Origin of the sequence: Hydrogenophaga sedimenti (assembly GCF_051857515.1) — a bacterium.
Taxonomy (GTDB): domain Bacteria; phylum Pseudomonadota; class Gammaproteobacteria; order Burkholderiales; family Burkholderiaceae_C; genus Hydrogenophaga.
In genome coordinates this window covers 416,082-428,370 of sequence record NZ_JBPZHA010000003.1, presented here as the reverse complement: position 1 = coordinate 428,370, position 12,289 = coordinate 416,082, and the positions used below count along the sequence as shown (strand labels likewise).

The window sequence follows — 12,289 nt, the reverse complement described above, 5'->3', positions numbered from 1 at the left end:
TTTTTCAGAAAAATTTGCGCCAGGTGCCTTGACAGGGGCCCTCGGGGGCGCTCCGCGAGGCGGGGCGCGGTCTGCGGCGCGATTGAAGCCTTAAGACTTCGCGCGGATGCGCTTCGAATGCGCGTGCACCGCGTCGACCAGCACCTTGACATGCTCCGGCGGCGTGTACTGGCTGATGCCGTGCCCCAGGTTGAAGATGTGCGTGGGGCCGGTGCCGGCGCCCTGGTAGGGGGTACCGAAGCTCTCCAGCACCGCCGCCACCTCGCGCTCGATCGCCTCGGGCGGTGCGAACAGCACGTTGGGGTCGATGTTGCCCTGCAGGGCCTTGCTGTCGCCCACGGCTGCGCGCGCCTGGGCCAGATTCACCGTCCAGTCCAGGCCCAGCGCCTCGCAGTCCAGGCCCTTCATGTCGTCCAGCCAGAGGCCGCCGCCCTTGGTGAACACGATGCGCGGAATCACGGCGCCGGTGGCGTCGGTGCGCTTGAGCTGCGCCAGCACGCGCTTCGTGTACGCCAGCGAAAACTCCTGGAATTTGCCGTCGGCCAGCACGCCACCCCAGCTGTCGAACACCATCACCGCCTGCGCGCCAGCGTCGATCTGTGCGTTCAGGTAGGTCGCGACCGAATCGGCGTTGATCGCCAGGATGCGGTGCATCAGGTCCGGGCGGCTGTACATCAGGCTCTTGACCGCGCGGTAATCGTCCGAACCGCCGCCCTCGACCATGTAGCAGGCCAGCGTCCAGGGGCTGCCCGAAAAGCCGATCAGCGGCACCCGGCCATTGAGCGCCTTGCGGATCGACGTCACCGCGTCGAACACGTAGCGCAGCTTGTCCATGTCGGGCACGGCCAGCGTGTCCACGTCCGCTTCGGTGCGGATGTTGCGCGCGAACTTCGGGCCCTCGCCCTGCTGGAACGTCAGGCCCAGGCCCATCGCGTCCGGCACCGTCAGGATGTCGCTGAACAGGATGGCCGCGTCCAGCGCGTAGCGTTCCAGCGGCTGCAGCGTCACCTCGGTCGCGTAGTCCACGTTCGTGGCCAGCCCCATGAACGAACCCGCCCGGGCGCGCGTGGCGCAGTATTCCGGCAGGTAGCGCCCGGCCTGGCGCATCAGCCACACCGGCGTGTGGGCGGTCGACTGGCGCAGACAGGCGCGCAGGAAGGTGTCGTTCTGCAGGGGGGCAAAGCTCATGGGGGTGTCCGGTGCGGGGGCTTCAGAAAAGAAGCGGGGATTATCCCGCCTGGGCCCCGCCGCAGGGTTTGCGCTGGCTCAGGGGTCCCGCGGAATCACCGGCGCCGTGCACCGCCAGGACGTTCTTGGCCGCAGCGGTGCCAGGGAATACGATGGCATGGACTTTCCCTTTCAACCCTTCCTTCCGATCAGCCAGTCGGCGGGCCTGGGGATGTGCCTTTGCGCATCCCATGCCCGCCCGGCGCCTGCCGGAGGTCACACCAGGAGCGCCCCAGATGGTCGTCCGCGTCATCAGGCTCGGCACCCCGAGGGCGGAGGACGAAGGCCTCCGCCTCGGAACCGTTCGCCGTCCCCCGCGTGGGGTACCCAGGACCGAGTTCGCCAGCCAGAACTGGTACGACGTCTGGTTTCCGAACCTGGCACCGAGTGCCGACACCATGAAGCTCGGGCAGGAGGCCACGACGCCGGCCCAATGGTCTGCGTTCGTGCGCAAGTACCGCGCGGAGATGGCCACGCCCGAGAACAGCCACGCCATCACACTGCTCGCGGCCCTCTCTCACCAGACCAACTTCTCCGTCGGCTGCTACTGCGAGCAGGAGGCGCACTGCCATCGCTCGGTGCTGCGGGAGCTGCTCGCGTCCGCTGGCGCCAGGCTGGAGGTCCCGCCCCGCGTTCAGCCCTGACCTGCGGGTGGCATGGCCGCCGGGTCCATCCAGAACGTGCCCCAGAGGTGGCCGTCGGGGTCGGCGATGTCCCGGGAGTACATGAAGCCGTGGTCTTCGGCGGGGTTCGCATCGGCCTGGCCACCGTGCGCGGCCGCGGCGAGATTCATCGCGTCGACGGCGTCGCGGCTGTCGATCGCCAGCGAGAGCATCGACCCGCTCGTCCCGGCGGGCGGAAACGGCCGCTGCGTCAGCGTGCGCCACTTGGCGTGGCTGAGCAGCATCACGCAGATCGCGTCGCTCCACCGCATGCAGGCGGTGTCCTCGCCGCTGAACTGCGGGTTCTGCTGGAATCCCAGCGCCTGGTAGAAGGCGATCGAGGCAGGGAGGTTGCTGACCGGCAGGCTCACGAAGATGGTCTTTGTCATGGGGGTTTCCGCTGGATGAATGGGGGACGGCGTTTTCGCCGGTGGGGCGCTTCAGACGGACGACGATCCAGTGCCCCCAGAATCGACCATGATGGGCCTGTCCGCCGCGGCAAGTGGCCGGTGTTTCAAGAAGGTGATGCCATGGGCATGGAAATCGAACGCAAATTCCTGGTTGCCGGCGACGGCTGGCGGACCGCCGATGGTCAGCGCATCGTGCAGGGCTACCTCAACCGCGACAAGCAGCGAACCGTGCGCGTGCGCATCGCCGGGGCGCGGGCTTTTCTCACCATCAAGGGCATGACCTCCGGCGCCACGCGGGCAGAGTTCGAATACCCGGTGCCGCTGGCCGACGCTGAAGCGCTGCTGGCCCTGTGCGACGGCCCGCTGATCGACAAGATCCGCCACCGCGTGGATCACGCCGGGCTGGTCTGGGAGATCGACGAGTTCTTCGGCGACAACGCGGGGCTGGTGGTGGCCGAGGTCGAGCTGTCGAGCGAAGACCAGGCCATCGCGTTGCCGTCCTGGGTGAGCACCGAGGTCACCACCGACGCCCGCTATTTCAACTCGAACCTCGCCACCCATCCGTACCGCCAGTGGCGTTGAAGGTAGCCGTTTCCGGTACCGGCGGTGGCGAATGCCGGCCCGGTTTGCGCGCGGTCGCGCTGCTCTGCGCATGTGCGCCGAACATGGTTGCCCGTCCTTCGCGACACAATCTCCGACCCATGCACTGGAGGGAATACGAATGAGCAAGAGCCTGCGACTGTCCGAGAAATGGTTCCACCGAGGCCTGTGGCTGGTGGCGTTCCTGTTTGCCTGGTTCCTGACCGGCCTGGGCAGCACCATCGTCGGCGACCTGCCGCAGGTCGAGCAGACGCGCTCGCTGGAAGACTTCATGGACCCGCAGCGCACGCCCGCGCTCAAGGAGTCGATCAAGTCCGCCCAGCGCGTCTCGGAAGAGGCCCAGGCCGCGCTGGAACAGGCGCAGCTGAAGCTGCAGACGGCGCGCGCCGACAACCGCGCGGCCCGCGAGACCTTCGACAACTGGCTGGCCACGCGCAGCGTGACCCAGCGCTCCGAGCAGGACCAGGAGGTGCTGCAACGCACCCGCGAGCTCGATGGTCTGCGCAAGGCCGAGCGCGATGCCCTGGCCGCGGTGGAGAAACAGCAGCAGATCGCGCTCGACGCCAGGCAGGGTGAACAGCGGGCGCAGGCCGAGCTGCAGAGCCTGCGCGACGCGGCCAGCGATGCCTACGGCAAGGCGCAGCGCGCCCAGGAGTTGCGGGTGTTCGGCTACCGGCTGGCGCTCACGCTGCCGCTGCTGGCGGTGGCGGGCTGGCTGTTCCGCAAGTACCGCAAGAGCGCGTCGTGGCCCTTCGTCTGGGGCTTCATCTTCTTCGCGCTGTTCGCGTTCTTCGTCGAGCTGGTGCCCTACCTGCCGAGCTACGGTGGTTATGTGCGCTACATCGTCGGCATCGTGCTCACCGTGATCGGTGGCCGCTACGCGATCCAGGCGCTGCAGCGCTACCTGGAGCGCCAGAAGGCGGCCGAGGCCCAGCCGGCCCAGACGCGCCAGCGCGAGATGGACTACGACCTGGCGCAGGCGCGCATGGGCAAGAACATCTGTCCGGGTTGCGAGCGCACGGTGGACATGAAGGACGGCAAGACCGACTTCTGCCCGCACTGCGGCCTGTGCCTGTTCGACCGTTGCGGCCACTGCAGCACCCGCAAGAACGCGTTCGCGCGCTACTGTTTCTCGTGCGGCACGTCGGCGAAAGAGCCGGCGGTGGACGGTACTGCCGCTCCCTGAGCGATGCGTCAGGTCGGGCGGGGGTCAGTCGGCGGCGCCGACGTCCTCCGGCTGACCACTCTTGAACTGCGCCACGTCGCGGATGTTCTTCTGCACCGCGACGGCGCCGAACAGCGACAGCAGGAAGGCCATCGCGTAGAAGCCCTTTTCGCTGGCGGCCAGCGTGGCGTTCCACAGACCCACGGTCAGCAGCGCCACGGAGATGCCCAGCGACACCCAGCACAGGCCGTAGTAGATGCCGGTGACCGGGATGCCCTCGATGCGGTCACGCACCGACTTCTGCAGCGACACGGCGGAGAACAGGCCGTACATCAGCAGCGTGAAGTAGTAGCCCTTTTCGTTGAGCTGCATCTGGGCGTTCCACAGACCCATCAGATACACCACCGCACCGACCAGCAGAGCGGCCCAGGAGGCTCCGATGAAGGCGCCCGTGGGGCGTTGGGCGACGAAGGTGGCAGCGGGCATGGGAATCCTCCAGGGTGTTGTGTTGGGGCGCACTGTAACGGATGCCTGCGCTCAGATCCGCGCCCGCCACAGCGGCCGCAACGCCCAGAGCCCGAGTGCCGGACCCAGCGCGAGTCCCGTGAGCAGCCAGCCCAGTGGCACGGTCTGCGTGAGCGAGACGAACAGCAGGATGCTGACAATGCTGATGCCAAAGCCGATGCTGTTGGTCAGCGTGAGCACGCTGCCCACGGCCTGCGGTGGCGCGTTGCGCGCGGTCAGCGCCGAAAACTGCGGCGAGTCGCCCGAGACGGTGATGCCCCAGACCAGCAGCCAGCCGTAGAACAGCGCATTGGGCGCATCCATCAGCCACGGGGCCAGCAGGCAGCAGGTACCACTGAGCGCGAGCTGCACGCCCGCCACGCGCGCGCTGCCGAAACGCGGCGCCAGCCAGCCGCCGCCCGCACACCCGATCGCGCCGGAGGCCAGCACCCAGAACGCGGCCCACGACAGGGCGGGCCCCTCCAGCCGCGTCGCGAGGATCAGCGGCATCAGCACCCACAGGGTGTAGAGCTCCCACATGTGGCCGAAGTAGCCCAGCACCGAACTGCGCACCCGCGGGTCGGTGCCGATGGTGGCCAGCGCCTTCCATTGCAGGGTGGTGACCCGGGCCACGGCGCCGGGCGCATCGGGCAGCAGCGTGTGCAGCATCACGCCACCGCCCGCCGCCAGCGCCGCCACGCCCAGCATCAGCGTGGGCCAGGGCAGGGTGTCGCCGATCGCACGCAGGGCGTGCGCACTCGCCGAGCCCAGCACCAGCGCCCCGATCAGGTAGCCCAGGGCCGGACCCAGGCCGCGCGTGTACCACTGCGAGGCGATCTTCATGCCCACCGGGTAGATGCCGGCGAGAAAGAAGCCGGTCGCAAAGCGCCAGCCCAGCAGGGCGTGGTAGTGCGTCACCGTCGACCAGGCACCCACCGTGCAGGCCGCGCCCGCGAGCGCGCAGACAAGGAAAACATGGCGGGGCGGGAACCGGTCGGCGATCGCCAGCAACGCGAACACCAGCGTGCCGAGAATGAAGCCGAACTGCAGCGCGGAGGTGAGGGCGCCGACGGCCGCACTGGGCCAGCCCAGCTCGCGCTGCAGGTCGGGCATGACCGCATTCACGGCGAACCAGAGCGAGGTGCCGGCGAACTGCGCCGCCACCAGCACGGGCAGCACATGGCGCGGCACGGCGGGCTGGTTCATGGCCGGGTCCACCGCGTCCAGCGCTGGCGCAGCTGCCGCTTGAGCACACGACCCGCGCGCCAGGGCCAGGACGCACGCACCTGGGCCAGCAGCTGTTCCTTCCACCCGGTCCATCGCCCGTACAGGCGGGCGAACCAGGGCAGCTGCATCAGGGCGGGCTGCGTCAGGCTGAACAGGTGGGCCACGAACGCGGTGCCGACCAGCTTGGCGGCCACGATCAGCGCCAGGCCCAGCGCCGCATGGCCCTGGTGGATCAGCCACAGCGCGCCCAGCTTGATCGGCAGCAGCGCCGCCGCGGGCAGCGCGAGCATGGCCAGCGCGGCGTAGGGCGGCAGGCGGCGGATCAGCGCGTCGATCTGGCGGAAACCGGGCCAGCGGGCGAGGCGTGCGAACACCCGCCGCAGCGGTTCCCAGCCCCACTCCTCGAACAGGATCAGCAGCGCCAGCAACCACTGGAACGGCCAGAGCAGGGCGCGCAGCCAGACGGGCCGGGGGCGGCGGGGGGGCGGGGTGGTCATGGCTGCACTGTAGGGCAAGGCAACGCGGTCTTTCCTGGCGATGCCGCGAGCACTGCTTTACAAGCCTTTGCCATCGGATGACGGTTTCTTGACACCGCCCGATGACCATGCGCGCACAAGCATGTGCTTGGGCCTTGAGGATCTGTATGGATGTCTTGACTGTGGTTCGTTCTTCCCGCCGTCCGCTGGCGGCTGCCGGCATCGTTGCCGTGGTCGCTGCGCTCGCAGGTTGTTATGTGGTGCCGATCGATCCGCGCACCGGGCAGGCCGTGCCGACGCAGACGCCGGTGGCGCTGCCGGCACCAGCGGCACCGCTGGTGTTCACTGCACGGCTCTACCCTGCCAACGATCTGGCCAGTGGCTTCGGCGTCGTGCACGCCAGCGTCACCAACGACCTGCAGGGGCGGGGAACCTTCAACACCGTCATCGGCGGCGAGTCGTTCAGCGGCGAGGCCACGCGCAAGGCCGGCTCCAGCCGCGAAGGTCTGGCCAATGGCGCCGGCAACCGGGGCGGCTACATCACCTGCGCCTACACGATGAACTCGGCAACCATGGGCTCAGGCACCTGTCGCCTGTCCAGCGGCGCGCTGTTCAGCATGCATGTGGGGAGTTGAGCCCCCACGCTCCGCCGCTGCGCGGGTCGCTGCCCCCCGAGGGGGCTGGGCCTGCCTTGGGGCGGCCCGGCGGCAGGCCCGTTTGCCGCCCACGCTCCGCCGCGCGGGGCGTTACTCGGCCTGTCCGACGGTCACTTCGGTGGCCGCCGGCAGTGCCGGGGCCTTGAGGTGGCCGACGTACTGGAGGGCCTGCTCCGTGCGCACCGAGGGCACGTCGCCCTCGCGCATATGCAGCAGGTCGGCCGGGCTGATGAGGCGCGGGTCGGCGGTGGTCAGCGGCAGTCGGGCGAAGCGGTAGGCCTCCAGCACGAACTGCGAGCAGAAGAAGCGGTCGTTGTGCAGCGCGCCGAGCTGGATCGCCGCCAGGCCCCGGATGCAGAAGTCGCGCACCAGCCCCGGGATCAGCGGCAGCTCGCAGTACTGGCGTCCGATGCTGAACGGCGCCTGCAGCACGATGCCGGCGGTGTTGTACTTCTTGCCCACGTGCAGGCGCGAGAACGCATTCAGCGCCGCCACCTGCGTCTCGCCCATGCCCGGGTGACGGAACGCCACGATGGTGGTCTCGTCGTCCATGAACTCCTGCGTCGTGCGCGTGCGCACGCCGGCGCCCACCGCTTCGACAAAGGTGTCCTCGCCCAGGTAGAGCGCGGCGTGGCTGACCGGCGCGAGGGTGATCAGGCGCACGCCCATGGAGACGATGCCATTGGTCGAGCTGAGCACGATGTCGCCGGGACGCAGGTCTTGTGGCTGGATCTGCACGCCGCCGTTGGCGGGCGTGAGCAACAGGCGCTGCTGCAGGCGCACGGCGGGCTGGCCGGGCTCGGGTTTGAAGTCCACCTGGGTGGCGCAACCGGTGGCGAGCAACACGAAGACGGCACAGAAGAGCCGCCGCACCCAGGTCGGAATCGGAAGATGCATGGGGGTCAGACGCCGCGCGCGCGGTCGGCCTTGAACTGCTGGCGGAAGGCATCGAAGCGGCCGGCGTCCAGCGCGGCGCGCACTTCCGTCATCAGGTTCAGGTAGTAGTGCAGGTTGTGGATGGTGGACAGCATCGGGCCGAGCATCTCGCCGCAGCGGTCCAGGTGGTGCAGGTAGGCGCGGGAAAAGCCGTCGCGCCCACCGTCGGCCCAGGGCACGCCGCTCTTGCCGGCGCAGGCATAGCAGGTGCAGGTCGCGTCCAGCGGCTGGTGGTCGGTCTTGTGGCGCGCGTTGCGGATCTTGAGGTCGCCGTAGCGCGTGAACAGCGTGCCGTTGCGCGCGTTGCGCGTGGGCATGACGCAGTCGAACATGTCCACACCGTCGGCCACGCCCTGCACCAGGTCTTCCGGCGTGCCCACGCCCATCAGGTAACGCGGCTTGTGCGCCGGCAGGCGGTGCGGCGTGTGCGCCATGATCTGCAGCATCTGCTCCTTGGGCTCGCCCACGCTGACGCCGCCGATGGCGTAGCCGGGGAAGTCCATCTCGACCAGCGCTTCCAGCGACTCCTGGCGCAGGTGCTCGAACATGCCGCCCTGCACGATGCCGAACAGCGCGTTGGGGTTCTCCAGCCGCGCGAACTCGGCTTGGGAGCGCACGGCCCAGCGGCGGCTCATCTCCATGCTCTTGCGGGCTTCGGCCTCGGTGGTCAGGTGGCCGTTGGTCTCGTACGGCGTGCACTCGTCGAGCTGCATGACGATGTCGCTGTTCAGCCCGGTCTGGATCTGCATGCTGACCTCGGGCGACATGAACAGCTTGTCGCCGTTGACGGGCGAGGCAAAGGTCACGCCCTCTTCGGTGATCTTGCGCATGGCGCCCAGGCTCCAGACCTGGAAGCCGCCCGAGTCGGTGAGGATGGGCTTGTTCCACTTCTCGAAGCCGTGCAGGCCGCCGAAGCTGGCCATGACCTCGCGGCCGGGACGCATCCAGAGGTGGAAGGTGTTGCCCAGGATGATCTGGGCGCCCATGTCTTCGAGGCTGGAGGGCATGACGCCCTTGACCGTGCCGTAGGTGCCCACGGGCATGAAGATGGGGGTCTCGACCACGCCGTGGTTGAGGGTGAGGCGGCCACGGCGCGCGTGGCCCTCGGTCTTGAGAACGTCGAACTGAAGCATCCGGCGATTGTCGCCGAGCGTCCGACGGCCAGCGTTCCGTTCCAGGCGTGCCGTGGAACCGGCTCCGCCGGGCCACAGGCGCGGTCCCCTGGGGGGAAGCCGCGTCAGCGGCGCAGGGGGGTTACTTCAGTTGCAGGATCCAGGACACCAGCTTGGCGGCGTCGGCTTCCGAGATCGCGACCTTGTTGGGCGGCATCGCCAGGCCGCTGACCTTGTCTTTCCAGTGGCTTTCGTACGGGCTGGAGCCGGCGAGCACCGTGGCGGTCAGCTGCTGCTGGGCACCCTTGACGCTCTTGTACTTGGCGGACACGTCGCGCCAGGCCGGGCCGATGGGCGCCATGCCATTGGGGCCCTTGGCGCCGGGTTCGATGTGGTGGCAGGTCATGCAGCCGGCGCCGGTGGCCAGCTTGAGGGCCGCTTCGTCGTCGGCAGGGCCGGCCCAGGCGGACAACGCCAGCAGGGCCGCCGACAGGGAAATCAGGGTGCGTTTCATGGAAGGCTCCTAAGGTTTCTGGGGGAATGTCCTCAGACTATCAGCGGTCCGGGGCCGCGGATTGATCCTTGTCAAAGCGCCGGGGGCTCCGTCTCAACATGAGACGTGTGGTGGCCGGTGTGCCACAGCAGGCTCCGGTCCGTGCCTCAGGACCCGCCTTTCTTCGGGCTTTGCGGTGCGACCACCAGCACGCTGCGGTTGCGGTCCTCGACGATCCACAGCCGCCCCTGGCGGTCGACCGTGACGCCCGCCGGCGTGCCCTGGGGGCGCAGACCGGGCATGGCCAGCCAGCCGGAGACGATGTTTTCGGCCGCGCCGGTGGGGCGGCCGTCGGGGCCGATGCGCCAGCCGACGATCCGGTGTCCCTGGGCACGGTAGCCGTGCCAGACCGACAGCAGGCGCCCGCTCCAGGGGCGCGTGGCCTGTCCCTCGGCCTGGGGCGGAACCGCCAGCAGCTGCAGCGGGGCGACGTGGGCCGGCAGGGCGAAGAAGGGCGGTTGCTGGGCCGGTCGCTGACAGCGGCCGCGGTTTTCGTAGCCGCGCGCCATCACGCTGCGTCCCCGTGCGTCGCTCACGCAATACGGCCAGCCGTAGCGCGCGCCGCGGGTCAGTTCGTTCAGTTCTTCGGCCGGTGCGCTGGCGTCGGTGTAGTCGACCGAGTTTTCCGCCTGCCAGACCCGTTCGGTGCTGCCGCTGGCGTCCTGTGTCACCGCCAGCCCCAGCGAATTGCGCAGGCCGGTGGCGAACGGACGCGGGGTCTGGATCTTCTGTTCCGGGCCTTGCAGCGTGGCTTCGTAGACCGCCGCCCGGGGCCGCTCGCCCTCGGTTTCGGGACAGGGCATCGGCTGTTCCTGCCGGTCGTTGCGGCAGGCGTCGCTGGCCGATCCCAGATTGAAATACAGCGCGCCCTTGCGGCCGAACGCGAGTTCCTTGAGCGGGTGGGCGCCATCGGCCGGCAGGTCGCGCAGCAGGTCTTCGCGCGCCAAGGTGGCGGTGGGCGTGCGCCAGATGGTGCCGGCCTCGCCCACGTAGACCTTGCCGTCGGGGCCTTGCACCAGTCCGTGCGGCCGGTCCAGCCCTCTGGCCAGCACCCGCACCCGGCCCGCGTCGCCGGGCTGGCCGGCGGTGTTCAGCTCCAGCAGCCGGCCACGCCTGGGCTCCCAGTTGCCCATGTCGGTGATCCAGAAACGGCCCGGGGCGATTTCGAGCAGGCGCCGCGGCATCTGCAGGCCATCGCGCGCATCGGCCACCAGGCCGACGCACCAGCCCTTGGCCACCGTCAGCGCGACGCGCGGGTAACCGGCACAGAGGCCCTGGGTGGCGTAGCGGGGGCCTTCTTCGGCCGCCACGGCCGGGACGAAGAAAGGCAGCAGCGCCCCCAGAGCGAGGGCGCGAATGTTCCGGGAAGGCGGGGCGCGCATGGCGCCATTGTGGTCTGTCTTCGGGCCGGCGGAGCCGCCGGCGCCGGATCAGCGCAGCGGGGCCGGTGCCGCTGCCGAAGGCTGTTGGGCGTCCGTCGCCACGGCCGTCCGCTCGTCCGAACTGGACCATCCCCAGGCCAGCAGCAGGGCCAGGCCCACAGACAGCAGCAGGGCAAATCCCAGGCGGAACAGCATTTCGATCACAGAGAACTCTCGGCGGTGGTGACAGGTGGCCGCTATTGTGCCTGCTCGGTCCATTGCTTCGTGGCGATCCTTAGGCCACAGGTGCTCAAACGTCACAAACTTCACCGAATCTGTAGCGCTTTAGTGCCAAAACAAACACGCGATGAAGCGACTGTTGCCGGTGCTGACAGTTGCACGAACGCTACGGAGCGCCGAAACACTGTGCGATCAGCCCCCGCAACCACTGGTGTCCGGGGTCGCGGTGCAGGTGGGCGTGCCAGAGCTGGGCGATGGTGCTGGTGGGCAGGCGCAGCGACAGCGGGCGCGCGACCAGATGGTGCGGGTCGACCAGCCGCTCGGCCAGCCGCTGCGGCACGGTCGCCACCAGGTCGGCGCTGCCCAGCACATGGCCCAGCGCGACGTAGTGCGGCACCGTCAGCTGCACCGTGCGCACCATGCCCAGCTTGTGCAGCGCCTCGTCGACCTGGCCGTGCGCCGTGCCGGCCGAGACCACGCGCACATGGGCCGCCTGCCGGTACTGTGCGGCCGTGATCTGCGTGCGCGCGGCGAGCGGGTGGCCGGCGCGCATCAGGGCCACGTAGTGCTGGCGGAACAGCGCCTGCTGGAAGAAACCCGCCTGCAGCTTCGGCAGCGAGCCGAGGGCGATGTCCACCCGGCCGGCGGCCATGTCCTCGCCCAGGGCCGCGTCGGCCACGGTGACCGCCTGCAGCGTCACGCCTGGTGCCTGGCGGGCCAGCGCGTCCATCAGCACCGGCAGGAAGTAGATCTCGCCGACGTCGGTCATGGCCAGCGTGAAACAGCGCTCGCTGCGGGCGGGATCGAACGCGGCGCGCACGTTCAGCGCGCCCTGCAGGGTCTGCAGGGCCTGCGCGACCGGTCCGGCCAGCTGCTGCGCATAGGGCGTGGGCGCCATCCCGGTGGGGCTGCGCACGAACAGTTCGTCGCCCAGCGCGTCGCGCAGGCGCCGCAGTGCATTGCTCACCGCCGGCTGGCTCAGTCCCAGCGATTCGGCCACGCGCGAGACGCGGCCGTCCTTCACGAGGCGGTCGAACACCAGCAGCAGGTTGAGGTCGAGGTCGGTGAGATTCATGGGTTGGTGTATTCAGCGTGTGAATACAGCCTATCACGCAGATTCCCTTGCCGGATGGAGTGTCGCTCCCCATGATCCGGGTTCA

15 protein-coding genes are annotated in these 12,289 nt (G+C 69.2%); 4 read left to right on the top strand and 11 right to left on the bottom strand.

Annotated features, from left to right (window positions below; all coding sequences use genetic code 11):
• Positions 1-90: 90 nt before the first annotated feature.
• Positions 91-1,188 (bottom strand): uroporphyrinogen decarboxylase, encoded by a 1,098-nt coding sequence (hemE, locus tag ACS5NL_RS07145; RefSeq protein WP_439352939.1) that lies wholly within the window; start codon positions 1,186-1,188, stop codon positions 91-93.
• 275 nt (positions 1,189-1,463) lie between these two features.
• On the opposite strand from hemE, the gene ACS5NL_RS07140 reads away from it, so the two are divergent.
• Positions 1,464-1,871, top strand: coding sequence for a DUF488 domain-containing protein (locus ACS5NL_RS07140; RefSeq protein WP_439352938.1), 408 nt, complete (start codon positions 1,464-1,466; stop codon positions 1,869-1,871).
• Here ACS5NL_RS07140 and ACS5NL_RS07135 read toward each other — a convergent pair.
• A complete protein-coding gene (locus ACS5NL_RS07135; RefSeq protein WP_439352937.1) occupies positions 1,862-2,278 on the bottom strand; it encodes a VOC family protein in 417 nt (138 codons plus the stop codon). The two genes, ACS5NL_RS07140 and ACS5NL_RS07135, sit on opposite strands and share 10 nt — an antisense overlap.
• A gap of 141 nt (positions 2,279-2,419) precedes the next feature.
• On the opposite strand from ACS5NL_RS07135, the gene ACS5NL_RS07130 reads away from it, so the two are divergent.
• Both ACS5NL_RS07130 and ACS5NL_RS07125 read left to right on the top strand, forming a co-directional pair.
• Entirely contained in the window at positions 2,420-2,881 is a 462-nt protein-coding gene (locus tag ACS5NL_RS07130; RefSeq protein ID WP_439352936.1) for a CYTH domain-containing protein, read from the top strand.
• Between the two features lie 139 nt (positions 2,882-3,020).
• On the top strand, positions 3,021-4,085 hold the full coding sequence (locus tag ACS5NL_RS07125) for a serine endopeptidase (RefSeq protein ID WP_439352935.1): 1,065 nt from the start codon (positions 3,021-3,023) through the stop codon (positions 4,083-4,085).
• 24 nt (positions 4,086-4,109) lie between these two features.
• Here the strand turns inward: ACS5NL_RS07125 and yiaA are convergent, their stop codons facing one another.
• Genes yiaA through ACS5NL_RS07110 form a run of 3 tightly spaced genes read right to left on the bottom strand, consistent with a single transcriptional unit; the run spans position 4,110 to position 6,292 of the window.
• Positions 4,110-4,550: an inner membrane protein YiaA gene (gene yiaA, locus ACS5NL_RS07120; RefSeq protein WP_439352934.1), complete on the bottom strand. Its 441-nt coding sequence runs from the start codon at positions 4,548-4,550 to the stop codon at positions 4,110-4,112.
• 51 nt (positions 4,551-4,601) lie between these two features.
• Positions 4,602-5,774 (bottom strand): MFS transporter, encoded by a 1,173-nt coding sequence (locus tag ACS5NL_RS07115; RefSeq protein ID WP_439352933.1) that lies wholly within the window; start codon positions 5,772-5,774, stop codon positions 4,602-4,604.
• A complete protein-coding gene (locus ACS5NL_RS07110) occupies positions 5,771-6,292 on the bottom strand; it encodes a hypothetical protein (RefSeq protein WP_439352932.1) in 522 nt (173 codons plus the stop codon). Before ACS5NL_RS07110 ends, ACS5NL_RS07115 begins: the two co-directional genes overlap by 4 nt.
• A gap of 146 nt (positions 6,293-6,438) precedes the next feature.
• Between ACS5NL_RS07110 and ACS5NL_RS07105 the strand changes: the two genes are divergently transcribed.
• Positions 6,439-6,906, top strand: a complete 468-nt coding sequence (locus tag ACS5NL_RS07105; RefSeq protein ID WP_439352931.1) for a hypothetical protein — start codon at positions 6,439-6,441, stop codon at positions 6,904-6,906.
• A 111-nt stretch (positions 6,907-7,017) separates the two neighbouring features.
• On the opposite strand, the gene ACS5NL_RS07100 is transcribed toward ACS5NL_RS07105, so the two are convergent.
• The 6 genes from ACS5NL_RS07100 to ACS5NL_RS07075 form a co-directional block, all read right to left on the bottom strand.
• On the bottom strand, positions 7,018-7,824 hold the full coding sequence (locus ACS5NL_RS07100; RefSeq protein WP_439352930.1) for a YiiX/YebB-like N1pC/P60 family cysteine hydrolase: 807 nt from the start codon (positions 7,822-7,824) through the stop codon (positions 7,018-7,020).
• A gap of 5 nt (positions 7,825-7,829) precedes the next feature.
• Positions 7,830-8,996 carry a tRNA guanosine(34) transglycosylase Tgt gene (tgt, locus tag ACS5NL_RS07095; RefSeq protein WP_439352929.1) on the bottom strand — a complete coding sequence of 389 codons (1,167 nt, stop codon included), beginning with the start codon at positions 8,994-8,996 and terminating at the stop codon, positions 7,830-7,832.
• A gap of 121 nt (positions 8,997-9,117) precedes the next feature.
• Positions 9,118-9,489: a c-type cytochrome gene (locus ACS5NL_RS07090; protein WP_439352928.1), complete on the bottom strand. Its 372-nt coding sequence runs from the start codon at positions 9,487-9,489 to the stop codon at positions 9,118-9,120.
• 146 nt (positions 9,490-9,635) lie between these two features.
• Positions 9,636-10,910, bottom strand: coding sequence for a PQQ-dependent sugar dehydrogenase (locus ACS5NL_RS07085; protein ID WP_439352927.1), 1,275 nt, complete (start codon positions 10,908-10,910; stop codon positions 9,636-9,638).
• Positions 10,911-10,958: 48 nt separating this feature from the next.
• Positions 10,959-11,105, bottom strand: a complete 147-nt coding sequence (locus ACS5NL_RS07080; protein ID WP_439352926.1) for a hypothetical protein — start codon at positions 11,103-11,105, stop codon at positions 10,959-10,961.
• Between the two features lie 190 nt (positions 11,106-11,295).
• Positions 11,296-12,204: a LysR family transcriptional regulator gene (locus tag ACS5NL_RS07075; RefSeq protein ID WP_439352925.1), complete on the bottom strand. Its 909-nt coding sequence runs from the start codon at positions 12,202-12,204 to the stop codon at positions 11,296-11,298.
• Positions 12,205-12,289 lie beyond the last annotated feature (85 nt).